This is a genomic window from Mycobacterium sp. (assembly GCF_002863225.1).
Classification (GTDB): domain Bacteria; phylum Actinomycetota; class Actinomycetes; order Mycobacteriales; family Mycobacteriaceae; genus Mycobacterium.
Genome location: NZ_PKEK01000050.1, coordinates 142,097 through 164,958, shown reverse-complemented (window position 1 = coordinate 164,958; position 22,862 = coordinate 142,097). Strand labels below are relative to the sequence as shown.

26 protein-coding genes are annotated in these 22,862 nt (G+C 64.3%); 11 read left to right on the top strand and 15 right to left on the bottom strand.

Going from position 1 to position 22,862, the window contains the following annotated elements; all coding sequences use genetic code 11:
• Window positions 1–18 precede the first annotated feature (18 nt).
• The 5 genes from CYU59_RS16925 to CYU59_RS16905 all read right to left on the bottom strand — a co-directional run bounded on the left by CYU59_RS16925 (window position 19) and on the right by CYU59_RS16905 (window position 4,042).
• Window positions 19–762, bottom strand: a complete 744-nt coding sequence (locus CYU59_RS16925; RefSeq protein ID WP_292991744.1) for a hypothetical protein — start codon at window positions 760–762, stop codon at window positions 19–21.
• An 8-nt stretch (window positions 763–770) separates the two neighbouring features.
• Window positions 771–896: a hypothetical protein gene (locus tag CYU59_RS16920; RefSeq protein WP_292991872.1), complete on the bottom strand. Its 126-nt coding sequence runs from the start codon at window positions 894–896 to the stop codon at window positions 771–773.
• 16 nt (window positions 897–912) lie between these two features.
• On the bottom strand, window positions 913–1,716 hold the full coding sequence (locus tag CYU59_RS16915; protein ID WP_292991741.1) for a CbbQ/NirQ/NorQ/GpvN family protein: 804 nt from the start codon (window positions 1,714–1,716) through the stop codon (window positions 913–915).
• Window positions 1,717–1,734: 18 nt separating this feature from the next.
• Window positions 1,735–3,261 carry a MorD protein gene (locus tag CYU59_RS16910; protein WP_292991738.1) on the bottom strand — a complete coding sequence of 509 codons (1,527 nt, stop codon included), beginning with the start codon at window positions 3,259–3,261 and terminating at the stop codon, window positions 1,735–1,737.
• Window positions 3,262–3,433: 172 nt separating this feature from the next.
• A complete protein-coding gene (locus CYU59_RS16905; RefSeq protein ID WP_292991736.1) occupies window positions 3,434–4,042 on the bottom strand; it encodes a TetR/AcrR family transcriptional regulator in 609 nt (202 codons plus the stop codon).
• 332 nt (window positions 4,043–4,374) lie between these two features.
• Here CYU59_RS16905 and CYU59_RS16900 point away from each other — a divergent pair, with 332 nt between their 5' ends.
• Both CYU59_RS16900 and CYU59_RS16895 read left to right on the top strand, forming a co-directional pair.
• The gene (locus tag CYU59_RS16900; protein ID WP_292991733.1) at window positions 4,375–5,175 is read left to right on the top strand and encodes an enoyl-CoA hydratase/isomerase family protein; all 801 of its coding nucleotides are present in this window, start codon (window positions 4,375–4,377) and stop codon (window positions 5,173–5,175) included.
• Window positions 5,172–5,939, top strand: coding sequence for an enoyl-CoA hydratase/isomerase family protein (locus CYU59_RS16895; protein WP_292991730.1), 768 nt, complete (start codon window positions 5,172–5,174; stop codon window positions 5,937–5,939). Before CYU59_RS16900 ends, CYU59_RS16895 begins: the two co-directional genes overlap by 4 nt.
• Here the strand turns inward: CYU59_RS16895 and CYU59_RS16890 are convergent.
• On the bottom strand, window positions 5,936–7,138 hold the full coding sequence (locus CYU59_RS16890; protein WP_292991727.1) for an acyl-CoA dehydrogenase family protein: 1,203 nt from the start codon (window positions 7,136–7,138) through the stop codon (window positions 5,936–5,938). The genes CYU59_RS16895 and CYU59_RS16890 overlap by 4 nt on opposite strands.
• 2 nt (window positions 7,139–7,140) lie before the next feature.
• Window positions 7,141–7,953 carry an enoyl-CoA hydratase-related protein gene (locus tag CYU59_RS16885; protein WP_292991724.1) on the bottom strand — a complete coding sequence of 271 codons (813 nt, stop codon included), beginning with the start codon at window positions 7,951–7,953 and terminating at the stop codon, window positions 7,141–7,143.
• Between the two features lie 101 nt (window positions 7,954–8,054).
• Between CYU59_RS16885 and CYU59_RS16880 the strand changes: the two genes are divergently transcribed.
• Both CYU59_RS16880 and CYU59_RS16875 read left to right on the top strand, forming a co-directional pair.
• Window positions 8,055–9,251 (top strand): cytochrome P450, encoded by a 1,197-nt coding sequence (locus CYU59_RS16880; RefSeq protein WP_292991722.1) that lies wholly within the window; start codon window positions 8,055–8,057, stop codon window positions 9,249–9,251.
• A complete protein-coding gene (locus tag CYU59_RS16875; protein WP_292991719.1) occupies window positions 9,248–10,048 on the top strand; it encodes an enoyl-CoA hydratase-related protein in 801 nt (266 codons plus the stop codon). The genes CYU59_RS16880 and CYU59_RS16875 overlap by 4 nt, the downstream gene beginning before the upstream one ends.
• A 4-nt stretch (window positions 10,049–10,052) precedes the next feature.
• Here CYU59_RS16875 and CYU59_RS16870 read toward each other — a convergent pair whose 3' ends face one another.
• Window positions 10,053–11,393, bottom strand: a complete 1,341-nt coding sequence (locus CYU59_RS16870; protein ID WP_292991717.1) for a phosphotransferase family protein — start codon at window positions 11,391–11,393, stop codon at window positions 10,053–10,055.
• An 81-nt stretch (window positions 11,394–11,474) separates the two neighbouring features.
• Here CYU59_RS16870 and CYU59_RS16865 point away from each other — a divergent pair, with 81 nt between their 5' ends.
• From CYU59_RS16865 to CYU59_RS16845, 5 genes are read left to right on the top strand one after another with little or no spacing between them, the layout of a single operon-like run.
• Window positions 11,475–12,296, top strand: coding sequence for an SDR family oxidoreductase (locus CYU59_RS16865; RefSeq protein ID WP_292991715.1), 822 nt, complete (start codon window positions 11,475–11,477; stop codon window positions 12,294–12,296).
• Between the two features lie 6 nt (window positions 12,297–12,302).
• Window positions 12,303–13,079, top strand: a complete 777-nt coding sequence (locus tag CYU59_RS16860) for an SDR family NAD(P)-dependent oxidoreductase (protein ID WP_292991713.1) — start codon at window positions 12,303–12,305, stop codon at window positions 13,077–13,079.
• A complete protein-coding gene (locus tag CYU59_RS16855; RefSeq protein WP_292991711.1) occupies window positions 13,080–13,610 on the top strand; it encodes a nuclear transport factor 2 family protein in 531 nt (176 codons plus the stop codon).
• Between the two features lie 16 nt (window positions 13,611–13,626).
• Window positions 13,627–14,544: an SMP-30/gluconolactonase/LRE family protein gene (locus CYU59_RS16850; protein WP_292991709.1), complete on the top strand. Its 918-nt coding sequence runs from the start codon at window positions 13,627–13,629 to the stop codon at window positions 14,542–14,544.
• A complete protein-coding gene (locus CYU59_RS16845) occupies window positions 14,544–16,019 on the top strand; it encodes an adenylate/guanylate cyclase domain-containing protein (protein WP_292991707.1) in 1,476 nt (491 codons plus the stop codon). Before CYU59_RS16850 ends, CYU59_RS16845 begins: the two co-directional genes overlap by 1 nt.
• Here CYU59_RS16845 and CYU59_RS16840 read toward each other — a convergent pair.
• The gene (locus tag CYU59_RS16840; protein WP_292991705.1) at window positions 16,016–17,320 is read right to left on the bottom strand and encodes an amidohydrolase family protein; all 1,305 of its coding nucleotides are present in this window, start codon (window positions 17,318–17,320) and stop codon (window positions 16,016–16,018) included. The two genes, CYU59_RS16845 and CYU59_RS16840, sit on opposite strands and share 4 nt — an antisense overlap.
• Before the next feature lie 104 nt (window positions 17,321–17,424).
• Between CYU59_RS16840 and CYU59_RS16835 the strand changes: the two genes are divergently transcribed.
• Complete coding sequence (locus CYU59_RS16835; RefSeq protein ID WP_292991703.1) at window positions 17,425–17,619, top strand: hypothetical protein; 195 nt, start codon at window positions 17,425–17,427, stop codon at window positions 17,617–17,619.
• 4 nt (window positions 17,620–17,623) lie between these two features.
• On the opposite strand, the gene CYU59_RS16830 is transcribed toward CYU59_RS16835, so the two are convergent.
• The 5 genes from CYU59_RS16830 to CYU59_RS16810 form a co-directional block, all read right to left on the bottom strand.
• The gene (locus CYU59_RS16830; RefSeq protein ID WP_292991701.1) at window positions 17,624–18,448 is read right to left on the bottom strand and encodes a hypothetical protein; all 825 of its coding nucleotides are present in this window, start codon (window positions 18,446–18,448) and stop codon (window positions 17,624–17,626) included.
• Complete coding sequence (locus tag CYU59_RS16825; RefSeq protein ID WP_292991699.1) at window positions 18,445–19,056, bottom strand: TetR/AcrR family transcriptional regulator; 612 nt, start codon at window positions 19,054–19,056, stop codon at window positions 18,445–18,447. Before CYU59_RS16825 ends, CYU59_RS16830 begins: the two co-directional genes overlap by 4 nt.
• Before the next feature lie 71 nt (window positions 19,057–19,127).
• The gene (locus CYU59_RS16820) at window positions 19,128–20,267 is read right to left on the bottom strand and encodes an acyl-CoA dehydrogenase family protein (RefSeq protein WP_292991697.1); all 1,140 of its coding nucleotides are present in this window, start codon (window positions 20,265–20,267) and stop codon (window positions 19,128–19,130) included.
• A gap of 9 nt (window positions 20,268–20,276) precedes the next feature.
• Window positions 20,277–21,329 (bottom strand): acyl-CoA dehydrogenase, encoded by a 1,053-nt coding sequence (locus tag CYU59_RS16815; protein WP_292991695.1) that lies wholly within the window; start codon window positions 21,327–21,329, stop codon window positions 20,277–20,279.
• A gap of 10 nt (window positions 21,330–21,339) precedes the next feature.
• Entirely contained in the window at window positions 21,340–21,537 is a 198-nt protein-coding gene (locus tag CYU59_RS16810; protein ID WP_292991862.1) for a ferredoxin, read from the bottom strand.
• 91 nt (window positions 21,538–21,628) lie between these two features.
• Here CYU59_RS16810 and CYU59_RS16805 point away from each other — a divergent pair, with 91 nt between their 5' ends.
• A complete protein-coding gene (locus CYU59_RS16805) occupies window positions 21,629–22,423 on the top strand; it encodes an SDR family NAD(P)-dependent oxidoreductase (RefSeq protein ID WP_292991692.1) in 795 nt (264 codons plus the stop codon).
• On the opposite strand, the gene CYU59_RS16800 is transcribed toward CYU59_RS16805, so the two are convergent.
• Window positions 22,420–22,860, bottom strand: a complete 441-nt coding sequence (locus tag CYU59_RS16800) for a MaoC/PaaZ C-terminal domain-containing protein (RefSeq protein ID WP_292991689.1) — start codon at window positions 22,858–22,860, stop codon at window positions 22,420–22,422. The two genes, CYU59_RS16805 and CYU59_RS16800, sit on opposite strands and share 4 nt — an antisense overlap.
• Window positions 22,861–22,862 lie beyond the last annotated feature (2 nt).

The window sequence follows — 22,862 nt, the reverse complement described above, 5'->3', positions numbered from 1 at the left end:
ATTCTCCCGTGGTCGAGTTCAGTCCGAGAAGATCTCGCGATTTACCGTGTGCAGGAACGGAATTGCCAGGAACGGCGTGATGTAGAAGATGTCGTAGACCCACCACGCGATCACCGGGAACCCGATGTTGGAGTACCGCAGGTCGGCGTACATCGTCATGTTGAACACGTAACCGGTCCAGATCACCACGCCGAACCAGCAGGTGACGATCATCCACTGATAGCCCCACCGTTTCATTTGTAGAAACGCATACGCCGCGGCCATCCGCATCGGGAACACCACCAGGATGCATGCGACCTCCCAGGCTTTCTCGCCGGGAGCGCCGGCCCCACCGATCCGCAATTCGTTGTAGTGCCAGAAGTATCCGGCGTCGAAGAAGTTTCCCCAGGCGACCGTCACGGTCCGGTTGATCAACGTGTGGTTGGCGACCAGATCGAGCGCCCACCCGAAGCTGTTGAGTGCGGCGTCGATGAACACCAGGTACCCGATCAGGGTGACCATCAGGGGTCGCACCGACAGGCCCGCCCTACCGGCCTTGCGCATCATCGACAGCCCGTAGAAGAAGATCGGGAAGCCGATGACCCCCAGCACCAGGGTGCCCATGCAGAATGCTCCGGTCATCAGCCACCGGTCTGCCTTCTTCTGCGCGCGCTTGGATTCCTCTAAATGATCCTCGTAGGAGACTCCGGTTGCGAGAGCGGGCACCGCGCCACCACGATCAATCGAATCTGCACCGCGCGTGATGATTTTCGGGAAGTTCATGGTCGCCCCTACCAGCCTCGGCCGATTCCCATGTACAGCTGGATGGCCAAGTTGGCCAGTAGAAATCCATAGATGAAGATCTGAAACGCGAACAACGCATGTTTGCGTTTACGATCCTGTTCGTTGATTGCCATCGAGTAACTCCTCTTCTCACACTCGGACTGACGATGCCGGGGCAGGCGACAGCGTGGCGGTCGCTATTTCACGGAGTCCGGCGGTGATCGCGCCGTCGGTACTCAAGGGCGCCAGCACGGCCGAGGTCACCGCGGTCAACTCGTCGGCGCCGACCCCGATCAAGTGGGCCGCGGTCACCAGCACACGTGTCGACGGTGGCTCGAGATGGAAGACATCGTCGGCGCTGCGAATAGCATTGGCGCACCGGACAAGACGTTGCGCCGTAGCGGCGGTGATCCCGGACTCGCTGATAAGTACCTCGGCTTCCTCCGAGGGGGAGAGGTAGTCCAGGGCCATGGTCACGAAGCGCTGCCGGAACGACGGCTTGAGTTCTTTGAGTGAGCTGCGGTAGGCCGGGTTGTACGAGCAGACAAGCATGAACGAATCCGGGGCCGGCAGCACCTCGTTGGCGCGGTCGAGATGGAGTGTGCGGCGGTGGTCGGTGAGTGAATGGAGCAGTGCCAGCGAGTCGTGGCGTGCTTCGACCACCTCGTCGAGATAGCAGATCGCGCCCTGCCGCACGGCTCGCGTCAGCGGGCCGTCGGTCCAGATCACATCCCCACCGGTGACCGTGAAGCGTCCGACGAGGTCGGAGCTCGTCAGATCGTCGTGGCAGCTGATGGTTGCCATCGGCCGGCCCAACAAATTCGCCATGTATTCCACGAATCGGGTCTTGCCGCAGCCCGTCGGCCCCGTCAGCATCACCGGGAGGCGACGTTCGTAGGCCTGCTCGAACAGTTTGACCTCATCGCCGCTGGCTCGATATTCGTTGTTCGACAATGGTTTACCTCCTTCTAGTCACGCGGAGACGAGCTCGCGGTGTACGTTGCCGAGCGCTCGTGGGAGCTCGTCGATTCGGGTGATGCGCATCGACCGACGCGGGCCGAACACCTCCGGCAGTGGATCGACCCGAGTCGGACCGACGCCGACGTAGTAAATGAAAACGCCCGCATCCTCGGCCTCTTCGACGGCGTGCCGCACGTCTGCCCAGGCGTACCGGCCCTCGTATCCTTCGTCGGACATCAATCCGTCCCCGATCGCGATCAACAGCCGACGTTCGGTCGGCTGCGTCAGCAACCGGCTGGTGAGGTGGCGTAACGGTGCACCGAGACGCGTGTAGCCCGCGGCCTGTAGACCCTGCGCGCTCGGCGCGACGAAGTGCTGATCGGCAAAGTCTTTGAGACAGCGCACTTCGACGTGGTGTCGCGTGTTGCCGGTGAAGGAGAAAATCGCATGACGTTCACGGGCGGCGGTCATGGCGTGGGAAAGGGCGTCTGCACAGTCGAGTTCGAGTTGGAAGACACGCCCTTGCTGGGCTCCCAGCGACGAGCTGCCGTCCAGCAGCAGGCACGTCGACACATCGCGATAACCCGGCAGCAGATCGCGGAACACGCGGCCGTCGGAAGTGTGGCCGGATCTGCCGTCCACGAAATGTTGCACGTAGCGGTCGATGTCGACGTCACAACCGTCCTCGAGACGGTTGCGCATCACTCGGTTGGTGCGACGGGAGAAGTGCCTGCGTAAGTCCGTGCGGGGAACCCTAGCGTGCTGCGCGGTTCTCGCGTGCCGGACCTCGACCACCGCGACGTGGTCGACCAGGAAGCGTTGCGTCCACGCGTTCCACTCCGGATAGGGCACGCCGGGGCGTTGCTGCGGCGAGATTTCCAGTTCCTCGTCCTCCGGACGGCTCGGCGGCGGCAGGTTGGGGTTGCGGACCCCACCGTCACCGCCGACGGGAACCGAATAGATCCGGTAGGCGTCCTGTCGGCGCGACGTCCACGGCATCCGGCCCCACATCCGTCGCGCGGTGGCGGCCATCCCGCGACTCGGGCCGGCGGGAAGCGGCAATCGGCCGAGTATCGGGAGTTCCGGGATGGCCACCCGGGAGTCGGCGAGCGCAAAAGCACGGTCCAGCATCTCGGCACCCTCGAGCTCCGCACCGATGGGTTCGAGTTCACCGACGTGCCTGCGCAATTCATCCGCCAGGCCTGGCCAGGTGCGGTTCACCCAGCCGAGCGCGACCGCACCCTCGACGACGGCTAGTGCCCGCTTTTCGCGATCGGTGAGCCGGTCGATGTCACGCTCGGCAAGCGCTTCCTTCGAGGGCGAGCACTGCAGGGCGATGCCGCATGCCAGGGTGTGGAGGCTCCAGTTCGGTCCGGGCGGTGGATAGGGGACCTCGACCCTGCCGCGGTTCGGGCTGAGGCCGAAAGCCCTTCGGTCACCGGATGTCAAGCGCGCGCTCTCGAACCGGTTGCCGGACAGGGCGACGGCGATCAAAGTGCATGCCCGTTCGACCGTCAGGCCCGATGCGTTGTCGGGCATCCCAGCGCTGCTCACCGGAGACCGATCCGCGCAGTCCTGATGCTCAGAACGTCCCGATGTTGCCCATTACCCGGTACCAGAAGAAAACGAGCGCCGCACAACCACCCCATGCAGCGACGAAGCGAATGACGTCTTCGATCATGTCGGTGACCTTTCGTTGTTGCACTGCGCGTCAACGGGTTTCCAACCCTCTGACGAAGCCATGCAGGTATTTGTCCAGCAGCAGGGTCCGCGCCGGCGCGGGATCACGGTTGGTGACCAGCAGGGCGAAGAGCCCCAGCAGAAAGAAGACACCGGAGGCGGCGGCATCCGCCTCGGCATGAACCTCACCTCGGCGTTGGGCGAGCTCGATCTGTTCGATTGTGACGACGGCAACGGGGTGAGTGGCCGAGTCGGTCACGTCCGGGAACGTCGGCGAGAAGTAGAACGAGAGCACGTCGCGAAAGAGAAGCTCGCCCAACGTGATTTCTGCATTGACGACGCACCGAATGATCTCGGCAAGAACCGATTTCACATCTGCGACGTCCACCAACGCCTGGATCAGCGTTTCGGCGATCCGTTGCTCCTCACGAGCCGTCAGCTCGGCCAGCACATGCTCTTTGGTGGGGAAGTGAAAGTAGAAGGTTCCTCTCGCCACGCCGGCGCTTGCGATGATTGCCGCGATGTCGGCGTCTGCCGCACCGGCCCTTTCGAACTCTCGAACCGCAGCTTCGTAGACGCGTTCCCGCGTCTCGAGTCGGCGGAGCTGTCGGCTGGAGTCTGGTCCCTGGGTGCGTGCCACGGCCACCGATGCTAATTGCCGGTTTTGACATTTATCAGTGACACGTGTCGACGGGGTGCCTGCCGACGGCGTCATCGGTTCCACCGGCCCTTGTTCACCGCGTGGAACCTCGACGAACGGACAAACGGCGCCTCGAAGAGCATCCATGAGCTCATGCGCCTACCTCTAATCGCCTGCGGTGCAACGGAATCTTCGTGACGTTGTCTGCGGGACGACTGTAGGACGCCGTGATGACAATTGTCAATGACAAATGTCGACGAAACTGGTCAGATCTTTCGGGCTGGAATTCTGCGTGTGACAGATAGACACGAAATGTTCTACTATTCAGCGCGATGAGCGAATTGCCACGAGGCACCGCGGAGCTGACGGGGTGCGACGAAATCCTGGTTGCCGACGACGGCCCAGTCCGGATCGTGACCCTGAATAATCCGGATAATGCCAATGCCGTGAACAACCGGATGCACGGCGCGTTCGCCCGGTTGTGGGCGACCCTCGGCGAGGATTCCGACGCTCGCGCGGTGCTGCTGACGGGAACCGGCGACTGCTTCTCGGCCGGTGGCGATCTCGTCGAGTGGTTGCACACTCACGTCGAGAACCCAGTCACCCGTCGCGAGGGCATGCGTGACGCACGCAGGATCGTGCGCGACATGATCGATTTCCCGCTGCCGATTGTCGCGGCGGTGAACGGCCCGGCGGTGGGTTTCGGCTGCAGCATCGCGGTGCTGTGCGACATCGTCTTGATGTCGGATCGATCGTTCTTCGCCGACACGCACGTGGCGAGCGGGCTGGTGGCCGGAGACGGCGGGTCGGTGCTGTGGCCACTGCTGATGAGCTTGTTGAAGGCGAAGGAGTATCTGCTACTCGGCGAGCGGATCAAAGCAGACAAAGCCGTCGAGCTCGGACTCGCCAACCGTGTGGTCGCGCACGCCGACGTCAAGGCCGAGGGGTTGGCGCTGGCCCATCGATTGGCCGCGCTGCCTGCCCGCGCGGTGCAGGACACCAAGCGCACTCTCAATTTGCATGCTGAGCGCGCGGTGACAGCCATTCTGGAGTATGGGATTTCGGCGGAAACGGAGTGTTTCACCACACCCGAGCATCGTGCTGCGATCGACAAGTTCCTCGAGCGCCAGTGAGTGACCCGTCCGCCACGGACGCCGCGGAGCTGGTCCTCACCGAGGATCGGGACGGCGTTGCGCTCATCCTGCTGAACCGTCCCGCGCAGCGGAACTCGCTGCGCTACGAGTCGTGGACACAATTGTCGACCGCGTTGTCCGGTGCCAGCGGTGCGCGGGGCATCGTGATCGCCGGTTGCGGCGGATTCTTCAGCGCAGGAGGCGATCTCAAGAGCGGTCCGGCACACGGTGACGGGCCGATGTCGCCGGCCGGTCGGGTGGAGCACGCGCAGCGCGTTATGGCGCAGCTGCGCGACATGCCGATGCCGACCATCGCCGCGGTCGAAGGCGCGGCGGTAGGTCTGGGCTGGAGTCTCGCGCTGTCGTGCGACTTGGTGGTGGCGGCCCGTGACGCGTTCTTCTCGGCACCGTTCGTGGCGCGCGCTGTGGTGCCCGACGGGGGACTGGCCTGGCGGTTGACCCAGCAACTCGGCAGGCACCGTGCGTCGTCACTCTTGTTGCGTGGCAACAGGTTGTCGGCCGAGGAGGCGCATCTCGGCGGGTTGGTCACTGACATCGCCGCGGCGGGGGCCGCCGTCGACGATGCTGTCGCGCTCGCACGCGGCATCGCTGAAGCCGACCCCGCGGCAGTGGAATTGACCAAGCGACTGCTGGCATCGGTCGAGGCGGCGCAGCTCGCATCGTTCCATCCGCTGGAGCTCGCCGTCGCAACCGTCGCGCAGCAACGCTCGGCGGCCACAGCTGGACGGGCGCAGTTCGGCTAGCGGGGCAGCCCGAGGCCCGCTGTCGAGATCAGGTCGCGCTGAATTTCGCTGGTGCCGCCGCCGATGGTGTGCAGCAGTGACAGCAACAGCCCCTCGGAGAAGTGACCGTGCAACAAGGCATCTGGGTCGTCGGGTAGCAGCGCGCCGGCGGGACCGAGGATTTTGGCCCCCAACTGACGCAGCTCGGCGGTCAGTTCGGAGTGATAGAGCTTGGACAGCGACGGCAATGCGGGATCGAGCTGGTCGGCCGCCTGCTGATGCGCCACCCGGTAGGACAGCGCGCGGCCGACCTCGACGCGTTCCACCGCCCGGGCGAGTGCGAGCCGGTCGACCGGGTCGGCCAGCGGATCGTGCGAGCTGCCTCGTTGATCGCGGCACCAGTCGACCAGTTCGTCGAGATAGCGCTGTGCTTGCGCGGCGCGTGTCACGTTGGATCGCTCGGCGACCAGGAGTGCTTTGGCGACCTTCCATCCCTCACCCTCGCCGCCCACCATGTTGTTTGCGGGTACGCGCACGGCGTCGAAGAATTCTTCGGCGAAGGTCGGATAGCCCGTCATCGAGCGGATCGGCCGGCGGGTGATGCCGGGAGTGTCGAGGTCGACGAGGAAGAAGGAGATTCCCGCTTGGCGCTTCTCGCCCAGCGGCGAGGTGCGGGCCAGCACGAAGATCCAGTCGGCCAGCACGCCGTTACTTGTCCACGTCTTCTGGCCGTCGAGCACATAGTCGTCGCCGTCTCGGCGCGCCGTCATGCGCAACGCGGCGAGATCGGAACCGGCCTCCGGCTCTGAGTAACCCTGCGCCCACATTCGTTCGGAGTGTGCAATTTTCGGCAGATGTTCATCCTGCTGTTGTCGGGTACCGAAGCGAAAAAGCACGGGTGCGAGCATGTTGACGCCGTTGGTGTTGACCATGGGCGCGCCGGCGTAGGCGAGCTCTTCGCGTATCACCACCTGCTCGACAACGCCGAGTCCACCGCCGCCGAACTGCACCGGCCACTGGGGCACGAACCAGCCCTGTTCGTGCAGGGCCTGGCAGAAACGCACGGCGCGTTCATGGGAGTCGCGGGGGAGATAGTCGGGATTGGCCGCTGTGCGCCGGAATTCGTCCGGTAGATGTTCGTCGATCCATGTTCGCAGCCGAGCGCGAAGTTGCTCGACCGCCGGCCCACCGCCGAACTGGACGACCGGCGTCAGCGGCACCGTTAGACCCGATCTGACGGCTTGGCCGCCTTTTTCATGAGCTCCACCATGTAGTTCTGGAACTCCTTGGAGCCGGTGACGACGGCTTGCAGGTCGTTGCTGGCCTGCTGATGGGTGCGGAACCCCATGTTCTCCCACGCCCGCAGGATCCCGGCCTTGGTTGCCTGCAACGTGATGAGCGGCGCTTTGGCGATCTTTGCAGCCAGCTCCTCCACCTCGGCTTCGAGACGATCGGCCGGCACGACGCGATTGACCAGCCCGAAATCGAGTGCTTGCTCGGCAGTGATCTTCTGTGCGGTGTAGAGATATTCGGCGGCACGTTTGTAGTTCATGAACACCCACGGCTCGAACATGGTCTCCGAGCCGGGCAGGCCGAATCCGGGCACCAACGGCATCTGGAACCAGGCGTCGTCGCTGCACACCGTGATCTCGGGGATCAGTGCCCAGGTGGTGCCGCCGCCGATGGCATAGCCGTGCACCTGGGCGATCACCGGTTTCGGGAACTCCCAGAGCTTGAGCACCGGCCAGAGAAAGAGCTGCGCCGCTGAGCGCCACACCTTGCCGGACGCTTCGAGCTCGGCCTTGAATTCCGGGTAGCTTCCGTCAGGCACATGGCCGGAGCAAAAGCCCTTGCCATTGGCCTTGATGATGACAACCTTGATGTCATAGTCGTATTGGGCGTCGTCGAGTGCTGCGTTGACGCTGTGCACCATCTCGGAGGTCTGAGCATTGGCCCGGTCCGGATTGTTCAGGATGATCCGCGCGATCGCCCCGTCTTTCTGGTAGATGACGTGGTCCATCTCCCGCGATTCCACCTGAAGGTCCTCCTTGACGCCGGCAGTGGTTGAGATGCTAGCGCATGGTAGTGCAATAAGACATTTGGTGTAATAGTGTTCCACATGAGAGGACGGTGTTGATGACGACGACGGACCTGCGCTGGGACCCCTTCGACCACACCCTGCACGCCGAGCCGTACCCGGTGTGGAAGCGCATGCGGGACGAGATGCCTGTCTACTACAACTCGGAGTACGACTTCTACGCGCTCAGCAGGTTCGACGACGTCATGGCCGCATCGCTGGACACCGAGTCGTTCTCCTCCGAGCACGGCATCACCCTGGACATGATCACCCAGGATCCCTGGGAATCTCCCAAGGCGATGATCATGATGGATCCGCCCGACCACACCGCCTTGCGAAAGATGGTCAATCGCACATTCTTTCGCAGCAGAATTGCCAAGTTGGAGGACCACGTTCGCGCCTTGTGCCGCGGGTACCTCGATCAGTACGTCGGTACCGGCGGATTCGACTACGTTCGTGATTTCTCGGCCAAGCTGCCGGTGATGGTGATCAGCTCACTGCTCGGGTTCCCGGAACGGGATCACGACAACCTGCGGGAGTGGTCGGACGCGCAGGTGCATCGCGACGAGGGCAATCCAGAGCGCAACGAAGCCGGCGATCAGGCCTCGGCCAAGCTCTTCGAGTACTACCGGCAGCAGATCGACTTGCGACGGGGCCAACGCACGACTGACGTCGTGAGTGACTTGATGGACTCCGACCTCGTTGCGCCCGACGTCGAGCCGCGCCGATTGGACGATGGCGAACTGCTGATGTTCATCGCGATGATCAACGTCGCGGGCAACGAGACCGTCGCTCGTTTGCTCGGCTGGGCCGCCCTGACGTTGGCGCGCAATCCCGACCAGCGGGCCAAGCTGGTGGCGGATCCCGGTCTGATCGGGGGTGCCGTCGAAGAATTGCTTCGCTACGACGCTCCCTCGCCGATACAGGGGCGCTTCTCGATTCGAGAAACCACGTATCACGGTGTCGTGATACCGGCCAGGTCGAAGGTGGCGTTGCTGACCGGTTCGGCGGGTCGAGACGAGCGTCAGTACGAGCGCGCCGACACCTTCGACGTGACCCGAACCGGCATCCGGCACATCAGTTTTGGTCACGGCTCACATTTCTGCCTGGGCGCGGCACTCGCTCGTCTCGAAGCCAGGGTTGCCCTCGAGGAGACGCTCAAGCGCTTCCCGACATGGGAAGTGGACGAGGACAACGTGACCTACGTCCACACGAACTCCGTGCGGGGGCCGGCCGGCGTTCCCGTCGCGCTGTGAGCACCGGTCTGACCGTCCGCACCGAGCACGGGGTGCGCTGGCTGGTGCTCGATCGTCCGGAAGTCGGCAATTCCGTGACGCGGGCGATGCAACGCGACCTCATCGACAACCTGCTCTCCGCATCGGGTGACCCGGAGGTCCGCGCCGTTGTGTTCACGGCAAGCGGTGCGCGCCACTTCTGCACCGGACCGAACCTTCGTGATCCAAACATGCGGCCCAGCCAGGACCGTAACGCCGGCGACGCCGCCAGGATCCTGCGGATGGGTTCGCAGGCTGTGGTCACGGCACTACTGGACTGCGAGAAACCGGTGATCTGCGCCTTGAACGGTGTCGCTGCCGGCGTCGGCGCGAGCATGGTGCTCGCGTGCGACCTCGTCGTCGCTGTCGAAAGCGCGACCCTGATCGAGCTGTTCGTGCGGCGCGGTCTGGCCCCGGACGGTGGCGCGGCCTACCTGCTCACCCGCAAGGTCCCCTTCAACGTCGCCAAGCGGCTGATCCTGTTCGGCGAGGAACTGTCGGCTGCCGAAGCGCATCGCATCGGCCTGATCAACGAAATTGTCGCCGACCACCGCGAATTGGAGGCACTCGCCACGGAGTGGGCCCAGCGATTGGCTACCGGGCCGACCCGAGCCATCGCGGCGGCCAAAGCGATGCTCAACCAGGCGCTCGACGTCGACCGGGCGGCGGCGTTCCACACCGAGGCTCTGCTCGTCGAGCAAGTCGCGGGCACTGATGACGTCACCGAGGGCGTCGCCGCGTTCGCCGAGAAGCGCGAGCCCCGCTTCCAGGGCCGCTGAGCGCTCAGTCGAGCAGGTCACTCAGTGGCGTCACATGCCCGATCCGTCCTCCGGTGAGGAGCGGCTCGACGAGCAACAGTTGCCGCATCACCCGGCGGTGCAGCAGCTCGATCAGTGCGGCGTCGCGGTCCGGCGCCGCGTTGCGGACGAATTCCTCGAGCGCCTGATCGCCTGCCGCGCGGTCGGTGGGACGGCTACCGAGCAGCCGCGCCAAGTCATCGAGGTCGGCGGTGTCGACGGCGTGAGCGTACTCGCTGACGCGATGGCACAGCCGCGCGACGTTCGCCACGGACGTCCTCTGATACTCGGCGATGCCGGCGGGCACCGCGAGTGACTCGATCATCGTCGCCAGCCCGGTAACGGCACCCGGGTAGGCCGTCGGTTGCGGCTCGGGTAGCGACACGTCCGAGAGCGCGACGCCGGCTTGTTGTGCAATCGATTCGATCGCGTGCAGCGCCAGCAGGTGGAACCACTCGATGTACTGGACGATGTCGGTCATCGGCAGGTCCAGGTGCAGAACGATCGCGACACCCAGCGGCGTGCACAGTGCGAATTTCGCGGTGTGGAACTCGATCGCGGCCCGATTCAACGGGGTGCCGGATGCCTCTGCGTAACGCCGCAGCACTCGACCCAGATCGCCCATCGGCTCAGTCACGTTGCGCAACCGCAGGCCCGCGAGATCGTGCGAGGCGTCGCCGATGTGGGCCAGTTCGAGGTCGATCAGGCCGGTGATCCGACCGTCGGCGTGCATGTACTGACCGATGTCACCGAGAACGAACTTCGGGGTCGAGGGGTCTTTCGGGACGTTGCGGCGCAGCCATCCGATCGCGAACTCCAGCAACGGTTCCGGACGCTGCTTGAATTTCCGGTACCGCGACACGAAGGTCTCGAAGTAGTCGAGTGCGATTGCCTGCGTACCGACGGGAACGCTCAGTCCCGCAGCGTCGAACGCCGCCGGATCGATGGCGTGCGCTCGAACGAGGGCGTCGATGTAGTCGTCCATGACTGCGTCGAGCTCACGAGGATCGTTTGCATCGACCGGATTCGGTGCACCCGGAAGCAGATCCATCACGACCGCTGACAATTCGGTGATCTCGCCGTGAACGTGCGGGACCGGAATGCCGTGCGCCTCCAGAACCCGGAGGATCGACGCTTCTGCTGCGACGGTGGCGAAGCCGAATCCTTCGCGGTCGCCTCGGACGTAGAGCCCGATATCCCGACCCCCGCGGTCAGCGGTGACGAACCACGCGGGCCGCCAACGCTGTTGGCGTGAGATGGTGCGAACCGGCCCGACGTTCGCTGAGATCGACGCCTCGACGACGGCGTCCATGTCGGCTTGTCTCACTAGACAATGGTACAGATGATGTGCTCTTGTAGTGACTGGATTCGGCCGCCCACCGGTGGTGGCAACTGCAGTGGAGGCACCATGGGCCTGTTCGACGCCTTCTCCTACGAAGGCAAGCGTGTTCTCGTCGTCGGTGGGTCCACCGGGATGGGTAATGCCGTCGCTCGGCTGGCTCAGGATGCGGGCGCCGAGGTCGTCGTCATGGACTACGCCGACTGCGATCTACCCGACGTCAACGTCATCCGGGTGAATCTGGCGGATCGCAAAAGCATTGACGCCGCGGTGGCGGAGGGCGGGGGTCCCGTCCATGCTCTCTTCGCGTGTGCGGGCGTAGCCGACGGGCCCGGCATCGAGCGGATCAACTTCATCGGACACCGTTACCTCATCGAGCGCTTGCGCGAGCAAGGCATGCTCGCGCGCGGTGCTGCGATCGGGTTCATATCGTCGGCTGCGGGCCTGGCGTGGCGGTCGAACATGCCGCAGCTCAACGAGTTTCTCGGTATCAAGGATTTCGATACTGCCACGGCATGGGCGATCGACAATGGCTGCGCGCATTACATGTTCACCAAACAGGCGGTGTGCGCCTACGTAGCGCGGGAAGCCATGGACCTCCTCACCGACGGTATCCGCATCAACGCGATCTGTCCCGGCCCCACCGACACCCCGCTGGCACAGGCGAATGCCGATCTATGGCTCGATTTCGGCGCTGATTACCGCGCGAAAGTCGGAGTGGAGGCGGCGACGCCCATGGAACAGGCCTACCCGCTGCTGTTTCTGTGCAGCGACGCCGCCAGCGTGATCACCGGCATCACCATGGTGACCGACTCGGGTTATCTCAGCGCGGGCATCACCGAGGTGTTCCCGGCGGGCACGCCGATGGCGAAGATGCTGCTGGACGGCTAGTGCGGAATGGATGCCGAGTTCGCGGGGCAGGTGGCGGTGATCACCGGCGCCAGTGGTGGGATCGGCCGAGTGCTGGCACGACGTTACGCGCGTCGCGGCGCTCGGGTTGCGCTGGTGGCAAGGCGATCTGAGGAACTCGAGGTGACCGCGGAGGCCATCTCGGATGAGGGTGGCGTCGCAGCCGTGCACGTCGCCGACATCCGGGACGAAGCGCAATGTCACGAGGTCGTCGGCGCGGTCATGGATCGCTGGTCCCGGCTCGACGTGCTCGTCAACAACGCCGCTGTTCCGGGAACGGACCAAGCGGTGAGCGAAGCTACGGTAGCCAATTGGCGAGATGTGCTGGCCACCAACCTTGTCGCTCCGATGGTACTGACGCGAGAAGCATTGTGCCAGGCGATGATTCCCGCTCAACACGGTAACGTGCAGTTCGTGTCGTCGGCCGCGGCGCGAAGCGTGCAGCCGCGCAAGGCGCACTACGCGGCAGCCAAACTCGCTCTGACCGCCTTGGCCCAGACGCTGGCGCTCGAGGTCGGCACGACGGGTATCCGGGTCAACACGATCGTCGTCGGAAGCGTTGCGGGAGAGCTGTTCGACAACTATGTGGCACGCCGCGCCGCGCAGGACGGCATCGACGCCGGCGCACTCCGCCGGCGACTCGCCGCACTCAACAAGCTGGGCCGGCTGGTGCAACCCGATGAAGTCGCCGAAGTCTCGATGTGGCTCGCCTCGGAAGCGGCGGCGGCGATCACCGGCCAAGACATCAACGTGACGGGAGGCTGAGTGTCCGCGAGTGAGAGGGCTCTCGCAGCGCTGTTGGCTCGCGACGAAATACGCACCCTGCCGATCCGGTACGCCTCCGCAGTCGAAGCGCGCGACGCTGCCGCGATGGGGGACTTGTTCGCGCCGACAGCGCGCTTCGGGGCCTACGGAGATGGCCCCGAGGGTCTGCGCAATGCTATGGCCGAGAGTATGAATGGAAGCCTGTTCGCGGTCATCCTGGTAGCCAATCACCAGATCGATCTGCAGGACGAGACTTCTGCGACCGGACGAGTGTGGGCGCACTGTTATGCCCAGACTCGTGCCGACGGATTCATCGATCAGCTGATCCGCTACGAGGACCGCTACCAGCGGGTCGACGGCCGATGGCTGTTTGCACACCGCCGTCATCGGCTCTGGTACGGCACACGGCACGAGCGTTCACCCTTCGCTCAGGACGCCGCGAACTGGCCGCGCAGCCAGATCGGGGTCGGTGACATCCCGCTGGCCGACCCGGTGTTCTCCGATTGGTGGCGGAGCCGAGCGGATGGTTGAGATTCATTGTCTGACAATGGGACTCGAATTCCCGGAGAGTCCGATCGCCTACCCCGACGGATCGGTCGTCGTGTCCGAGATGGCCGCCGGCCGTATCACGCGGCTGCAGCCCGACGGCTCAGCCGAACTCCTCGCCGACGTCGGGGGAGGCCCCAACGGCGTCGGGTTGCTTCCCGACGGCCGCCTGGTGGTCTGCCAGAACGGTGGCTCCACCTTCGGGATCGGCTGGTGGCCGTATGACCTTCCCGGCTGCGCTCAGTTATTCCGGCCGGTGGGCCCGGCCGGCGATCCGGTTGTGCCGCAACTCCAAATCGTCGACCCCGATGGTGCGGTGACGACACTTGCGACCGAATTCACCGCCCGGGGTGGACGTTCGACACCTCTGGTCCGGCCGAGTGACATCTCCGTCGATCGCGAGGGTGGCTTCTACGTCACCGACGGGGGCACTACGCAGGGACGAAGCCGCACCATGACCGGATTGCTCTACGGAACGGCCGACGGTCGGCTCGAGGAGGTGGTCTACCCCCTCGAAATGCCGAATGGAGTCGCGCTGTCACCGGACGGCAACCGCGTCTACGTCGCCGAAACCCGCACCCGCAGGGTGTGGGAGTTCGAGCTGTCCGGGCCTGGGCGCATCGCCGGCGGTCGCGGTCTCGCGACGGTCCCGAGCGGGGGCCCGCTGAACATCGGTGGCGCGGACGGGCTGTGCGTGGCGGGTGACGGCACCATCCTGGTGGCAACTCTGGGTGTCGGTGGGGTGACGGCGTTTTCGCCGTCCGGAGAGTTGCTGGGGGCGCTACGGCTCGATGATCCCATGACCACCAACCTCACCCTCGGCAATGACGAACGGACGCTCTTTCTCACGCTCGCGTCGACTGGCCGGCTGATGGCGATCACCGACTGGCGATCGGCTCTCACCACATCGCAGTCCTGATGACGCTCGGCCGGGAGCACGTTGTGCGTCCGGGCGTGCGGTTGGCGCTGGCGTTGGGTGCGCTGGTGCCGACCATGTGTGGCGCCGCGGTGATCGGAGTCCTGGCCTCGCGTGCCCTTCCGACCGGAGCGGCGTTGGGTGAGCCCGACGTACTACGCGTCAATGTCGTCGCAGCAACACTCTTCGTGGCAACGGCCGTTCCGCCGGCGTGCGCCTTCGGGGTTCGCTGGACAACGGTGCGCGCACCTGCGACCGAAGCCTTTCGGCACGCCGCGCTGATGACGATCCCGGCTCGGTTGACGCTTCTCAGTGCAACCGTCTGGACTTCGGCGGCGGTTCTGCTCGCAATCGTGAACGTGAGGCGACCGTGGCTCGCGACCACGTTGGGTATCGCTACGTTGCTCGGCGGGACGGTGACGGCGACATTGACCTACTGGTGGTGTACCCGGGTGCTTCGGCCCCACGTGGCACCGGTGCTCACCGAGCACCCGCCGAGTAGGCAGCAGCGTCCAGGCCTTCGTCTGCGCGCAGTAGCCGCCTGGGTGGTCGGCACCGGTGTGCCGTTGCTGATGTTGCTTCTCGTTGCTGCCAGCGCGCTGGTCGTCGACTATCCCGGCGATCGGCTCGCGGTGGCGGTTCTCGGTCTCGGCGGCGCGGCGGTCCTCAGCGGATTGACGGTGACGATCTTCACCGGTGCCACAACGGCGGACCCGATCGAGGAGGTGCGCGACGGTATGGGCGGATCGCAGAAGGCGACTACGACGTCACTGTGCCGGTATTCGATGCCTCCGAGCTCGGTTTGCATGCAGGCCGGGTTCAACTCAATGGCCGAGGGTCTGCGAGGGCGGGAACGGTTGCGTGACCTTTTCGGTCGCCAGGTCGGCCGGGAGGTTGCACGGCTTGCCGAGGAGTCTTCCGCTCCGCAGATGGGCGGGGTGAACTGCGAAGTGGCTGTGGTGTTCGTCGACCTGGTCGGATCGACGCGCATGGCGCTGGACATGCCGCCCCAGGATCTCGTCGCGCTGCTCAACGAGTTCTTCGCCGTGGTCGTCGACATCGTCGAAAGGCATCGCGGCTGGGTCAATAAATTCGAAGGAGATGCCGCACTCGCGATCTTCGGTGCACCGCAACCTATTCCGGATCACGCGGGTGCTGCGCTCGCTGCGGCACGTGAGCTTTCGGCAACGCTGGCCTCGGGTCGGCTAAGACTGTCGGCGGGAATCGGGGTGTCCGCCGGGACTGCGGTGGCGGGTAACGTCGGCGATCTCCGCCGCTACGAGTACACGGTCATCGGCGATCCGGTCAACGAGGCGGCACGGTTGTCCGAGTACGCGAAAACCGAAGGCGGGGTGGCTGCCTCGGGCACCGCACTGGCACTTGCCGGAGACCGGGAGACCGCTCACTGGCAAGTGGTTGCGGCGCGGACCCTGCGCGGACGCGACACCGCGACCGATATTGCGACGCCGCTAGGTTAGCTCTTCTGTTCCTTGTTAGCCATCTGCTTGGCGAGGTTCTCTATGAAAGCGCCGTAGCCGACGCCGCCATGGTCTGACATCACCGCGTCGTAGTCGTAGTCCGGCGGCTCGCCGTTGTTCGGCCGCCAGCCACTGTCGGCGGTAGAGGCCTTGAAGCCCTCTTCGGGGAACGCATACCAGCGTCGGGCGTTGAGTTCGACGATCTTGGCCGCTTCGTCGTCGGGCACCGACGCCAGCATCTCCTCAGCACGGGCGCGGCTCTTGGGCCAGAAGGAGTCGGAGTGTGGGTAGTCGCACTCCCAGGTGATGTTGTCGATCCCGATCTGATGGCGCATCGCCACGCCGACTTCGTCCTCGATGAAACAGCCGGTGATGTTGCGGCGGAACAGCTCTGACGGTGCGACAGTGGGGTGGATGTTCTGGTAGTACTTGTGCTTACGCCAGACGTAGTCGGCGCGTTCGACCAGATAGGGCATCCAGCCGATCCCACCCTCCGAGAACGCCACTTTGAGGTTGGGGTGCTTGTGGAAGACCGGTGAGAAGACCAACTCGATGGCCGCGGCCATCGATGTCGTGCCCATCAACGTGACCATGACCGCGAACGGAGCCTCGGGCGCCGTCGACGGTGGCATGCCGCCCGAACCGAAGTGCATGACGGCCGTCATGTTCGTCTCCTCCAAGGCGGACCAGACTGGATCCCAATGCGGGGTGTGGAAACTCGGCAGACCCAAATTCATCGGGTTGTCGGGCAGTCCTACCGCGCGACAGCCCTTGGCCGCGTTGCGCTCGATCTCAGCGACCATCAACTGGGTGTCCCACAGCGGGCTGATCATCATCGGAATGAAGCGAGCGGGGTCGGTGGCACACCATTCGTCGAGCGAAAAGTCGTTCCACGCTTGCACACTGAGCAGCGCGAGGTCCTTGTCTGTTCCCTCGAGGAACACCGTGCCGCAGAATCTCGGGAAGGACGGGAAGCAGAGCATGGCATGCACACCGTCGATGTCCATGTCGGCCAAGCGCGCTTTCGGGTCGTAGCAGCCCGGAATCATGTCGTCGTAGCGCACCGGGTCGACACCGAATTCCTCAGGCGACTTACCGGCGACCGCGTTCAACCCGATGTTGGGATAACTGCGACCCTCGTAGACCCACTGATGCATGGGCGGCCTGCCCTCGCGGGGAAACTCCACGATGCGCGGGCCGTCCTCAACATATTTCTTGGGCAACCGATCGGTCCACACGTGGGGAGGCTCGATCAGGTGGTCGTCGACGGACAATAGCTTCATGGCGGGCTGCAACGGCATCGTCGATCCTTCGCGGTCTTAGCTGTTAAGCTGCGATCCTGTGCGGAACAATTGAACAGATTCTGATCACTTGACTATACCGCGAGCTCAACGGAAGGGCGAGCATGGACCCAAGCGACCGCATTCCACAAGATGACTGGGTCGACCAGGATCTCCTGACTCGCGGCGAGGCGGCTGAGCGTCTCGTTGCCGAGATCGAAGAGGTCACAAAGAAGATCGACGCAGGCGAGGGAGACGAACTGATGGAACGGCGGCTGGCCGGCATGATCGACGCGCTCGAGCACTACCGCAGTCGCTGAGCGCTCAGGGCTGTCGGATCAAGTAGCTTTCGGTCCGGAGTCCGGCGGTCAGCGCGCCGATGTCGAATGGCTCCTGCAACCTGGCGAGAAGCTTGTCGCGATCGACAAGCTGAATGATTTCCGCGGTCTGGCGAGCGATCATTCTTCCTACGAGCGGGTACAGACGACGCATCAACGCTCGTTCAGGTCGTGTACAACGCGAGGCGCAGTATCCGACGTGTCCGATCTCGTCGGTGAGGATCTCGGTGTAGAGCAAATCGATCCGCGCGGCTACATCGGGTTCGTCGGCGAACAGCGCGACTCCTGCACGCCTGAGCTCATCGAACATGACGCACCCCGCCATCTCGCCCGCTCCTACGAACGCGACGCGAAGCCGCTCCGGCACAAAGACGTTCAGCTTGACGAACTGCCGCATGACGAAGGGCGGGGGCATCACCTGAAAAGCCAGGTCGAACATGTCCAGCGTGTAAGCGAGCAACCGCGTGTGATAGTGCTCCTCGAGTTCGATGTACACGCGCTCGACCGGAACCTCTCCGACGCTGTTGCGACCGTATGTCTCGCCGAGTCCGACGCCGAACCGCTCGGCTTGGTTCATCTTGGCGGTGGCCAGCAAGAACAGCATCTTGTGGTCTAGTCCCGATTCAGGGCGACGGCGACTCAGATTGCGCAGAAAGGTTTTCTGGTCGGCGTGGTACCGGGATGTGACGGGATCCGCGACGAGGTCGTCGAAGAACTGCTCGCGATTAGCCAACCGTCGATTGAGCTGATCTGCATCGCCGTCGCGGCGTAGCAGGTAGTCGCGGTAGCCCTCGACGGTGTTCGGACTCATCTCGTTTCAATCCCCTTCAGAATTGTTGTCACATAACGGTTCAACACCGTCATGTCGTGGGATCCGGTGGCCAGCAGGGCAAAAAGGCCGGTGCCGAAGAACATCGCAAGTTCGACAGCGTCGGCACTCGCCGCGACGCGGCCGGAGTTCTGGGCGGCGGTAATGAGCTCGACAAGCAACTGCGCGACCGGGTGTTCGGCGAACTCATCCTCGACTGGACGGGACGATGAGAAGTGCAAGCCGAGCATGTCTTGAAAAACCACTGTGCCCAAACGCTTTCTGGCACCCAGTACGCGCCGAACCAGCAAGGTCAGGGCCGCCTCGAGATCGTCAGGTGCAAGGTGCGCGCGGGCCAGATCGGCGACGATCGCGCGTTCCTCATTGCGCTGCAACTCGACGAGTACGTGCTCCTTGGTCGGAAAGTGAAAGTAGAACGTGCCGCGCACAACGCCCGCGGTGTTTGCAATAGCCGTGACATCGGCACCGGCGAGACCCCTGCTGCTGATTTCCTCGATCGCGGCGTCGTACAACCGCGCCCTCGTCTCGAGTCGTCGAAGCTCGCGGACGCTGGGCTTCTGCTCCTCCGTGCCGGAAGTGGCCGTCACCATTCCGGCACGCTACCGCCTTTCCCTGACGACTGTCAATGACGGACGTCAGTCGCGTGACGCTCCTCTAGGTTCTAGGCGCGCGGCAGGCCGAGAACCCTTTGCGCGACGATATTGCGCTGGATCTGCGCGGTACCGCCATAAATTCCGGCCGCGCGCGACCAGACGTAGGTGTCCCACTCCAGACCCTCGCTCAGCAGCGGCGTACTGCCGCGAAGATCCATCATCGTGTGACCGAACACCTGATCGGCCCGGCCCATCAGAAGTTTGTCGACCGATCCCTCGGCGCCCGGCAGAGCGCCGGCGAGGCGGTCGGTGAGCGAGCGCTGCACCTTCACTTGCAACGCGCGCAGTTCGGTGTAGGCCTGACCGAGGCGAACACGGGTCGTCGCCGAGTCAGGAAGCCTGCCGGTTCGCACATCGTCCTCGAGTGCGCGTAGTTGCACCGCGAGGCGGCTGATCCAGTTGATGTCGCTCGGCCCGCGCTCATAAGCCAAAAGCTGACTGGCGATCGACCAGCCCTGGCCGCGCTCGCCCAACAGATTCTCGGCGGGTACCTCGACATCGGAGAAGGTCACTTCGGCGAACTCGCGGTTTCGCGCCGCGTTGACGATGGGGGCGACCTCGATTCCCGGCGTCGACATCGGTACCAGTAAGACCGAGATACCGGCGTGCTTGGCGGCATCGAATTCGGTGCGGCACAGTAGAAAGCACCAGTCGGCGACAGCAGCGAAGCTAGTCCAGATTTTTCGACCGTTGACGCAGAAGACAGGTCGGCCATCGCGTTCGACCGCGTCGGCGCGGGTCTTGAGACTCGCGAGGTCTGAGCCCGCTTCGGGTTCGCTGAATCCCTGACACCACCGCACCGCACCAGACAACAGACCCGGCAGTAGTTCCGTGCGCTGCCGATCCGAACCGAACAGCCGCAGAGCGTTCGAAAGGTGTCCGACCCCTTCGATCGGCGGAGCACCGGAGCGACCGAGTTCGTCGTTGAGGATGGCCTCGTAAATCGGTGAGAGTCCATGACCTCCGTACTCGGTCGGGAAGGAGAGTCCGATGTATCCCGCCTCGTAAAGAGTGTGGTGCCATGCGTTGGCGGCGTCGGCCCGTGCGGCCGGATCCTCCGGAACCACCACGTCCGCCGCATGTTCGGCTAGCCAGTTGCGAAGTCGGGCGCGGAACTCGGCTTCTTCGGGTGTGTCGGTGAAATCCACGGATCCTCGCTAGCCCAATTCGCGGTCGGCCAATCGCATAGCCGCGATGGCCTCGTAGTGAGCGTTCTCGTCGGCAAATAATCTGCGGCTCAACAGAGTCCGGCGCAGGCGAAGATGCGCCGCGTGCTCCCAGGTGATCGAGATGCCACCCAAAACCTGCATCGCGGTCTCGACGATGTCGCGACCCGCGGCCGACGCGTAGGCTTTCGCGGTCCGCGCGGCGAGCAGAGCATCGTCTGCTGGGAGATGGTCGACGGCCCAGGCGGCATGCCAGAGACAGCTGCGCGCCCCCTCCAACCGGACGAGCGAGTCAGCCAGCAGATGCTGAATCGCCTGGAACGAGCCAATTTTCACGCCGAACTGAACGCGCTCGCCCGCCCAGCGCACGGCGTCGTCGAGCGCACCTGCGCTCACGCCGACCAGATCGGCGCTGACGGCCGTCAACGCCATCGCGTGGACGGTCGACCACCGGTCTGCGCTGATCGGCTCCGCCAGCGCCGCCGGTGAATCCACGTCGGACTCGGTGACTGCGCGCATCGAGCGTGTGAGGTCGAGACCGCCATCGTCTGCCGGCTTCGGGGGAGCCAGCGCAGCGGACCACAGTCGTCGCGTGTCACCCTCGCGAACGGCGTAGAGCACGTGGGTCGCCCCGGCGGCGTCGACGGCCACACCGAAACCGGTCGAGGTTGCGAAGTCGGAAAGGTCTGCGTCGAGGACCGGGGTGATCCGTAAGGCACCCTCAGCCACCAGTGCGACTTCCTTCTCGGCCCCTGCGGCATATAGGAGTTCGGTGGCCAGCACCGCCTGGCCGAGCGCCGGTACCGCAGTCAGTCTGCGGGCCAACTCCTCGAGAGTGACAGCGGTCTCGATGCCGCTCGCGTCGAGTCCGCACGACCCTGGAGCGCGTAGCGCGGGCAAACCGAGTTCGACAAGCTGTCGCCACTGCCTGTCGAGGAGATCACCGGTAGCCACGGCGTCCGGGTTCCCGGTCGCCATCGAGTCGGCCAGGCGTGCCGCGGTGTCACGCAGCATCTCCTGTTCGGCAGTCAATCCGATGTGCATGCGGCTCGGCCTAGGCGTGCTCGCGCAGTGTCAGCGCGACCTTCGGGCAGAGTTGTACTGCTTCGCGTACGGCGTCCTCGCGGTCAGCCGGAACTCCGTCGATCATTGCGACCACGAGGTCCTCGTCGTCCAGTTCGAAGACGTCCGGGGCAATCCCGACGCAGACCGCGTTGGATTCGCAGAGATCGCGATCGACGAGTACGCGCATCTGCACCCCTTCACCAAGCCGAGCCCCGGAATCTGTCATCATACTGAATGATAGAACGATAATTGTTCAACTGTTACATCAGGAGGATCGCATGGGCCGCCTCGACGACCGAAACGCATTGGTCACCGGTGGAGCGCAAGGGCTCGGCCGAGCTGTCTCCCGGCGCCTGGCGGCCGAGGGGGCGCAGGTCACCATCGTGGATCTGAACGACGAGAAGGCCGCCGAGTGCATCGCACTCATCGAGAAAGAAGGTGGCACTGCAACATTCGTCAAGGCCAACGTGGCCAAGCGAGACGAGATCGCAACAGCAGTCGAGGCGTCAGCGACCGGTGGTGCGCTGCACGTGCTGGTGAACGCGGCCCAGTACTTTGCGATGCCCAAGGCGCTGGAACTCGTCACCGACAAGGACTGGGAGTTGTCCGAGGCGACCGGTCCGAAGGCGACCTTCCGATTCATGCAGCTGGCGCACCCATTTCTGAAAGCGGCCGGCAAAGCGTCGGTCATCAATTTCGTTTCGGGATCAGCTCTGGGCGGAATCGCTTACACCGGACCCTATTCTGCGGCCAAGGGAGCCATCGGGGCCCTCACCAAGGTAGCCGCCAACGAGTGGGCCTCCCACGGCATCCGGGTCAACGCGGTGTGTCCGTTCGCCCTGACCGATGTACAGCGCGGCATGATCGGTACGGAATGGGACAACTACACCCGGACCGCCGAGGCGTCACCGATGAAGCGCGGCGCCGACCCGGACGCCGAAATCGCACCCGCGGTGGCGTTTCTCGCCGGTGACGATGCCGCCTTTGTGACCGGGACGGTTCTGCACATCGACGGTGGTATGACCGAACTGTCCACCGTCGACTACTCGAAATCGCCGGGCGTGTTCTCCTAGCCGGCCGACGACACAGACCGCGCCAGCGCAACGGTCGCGGTACCAGGGGTCGTGCTGGTGCCGTTCTGGTCGACGACATCGATGGCGAGGTGTACCAATGCGACCCCGTCAACGACTTCCTTGCCGACGATCTCGCCTACGGCGCGAAGTTCGTCGCCCTTTTGATTCATGCTCTTGTACTTGGCGTTGAGAGAACGGATCTCACCGTTATCACCGATCCACGCGCGCAGCATGTTCGTCAGGTACGCAAGCCGCAAGTTGCCCATGCCGAATGCGCCGGCTTCGTTGCCGGCGGCGCGTCCGGCCGCGTCGTCCATGTGGATGGGAATGAATTCGTCGTTGACCGCGGCGTAGCGATTCCACTCTGCGAAGCCGGTCGTGCGCACGAACTCAGGGATACGGTCGCCGGGACGAATGGCCTGGAAGTCAATGGACATGA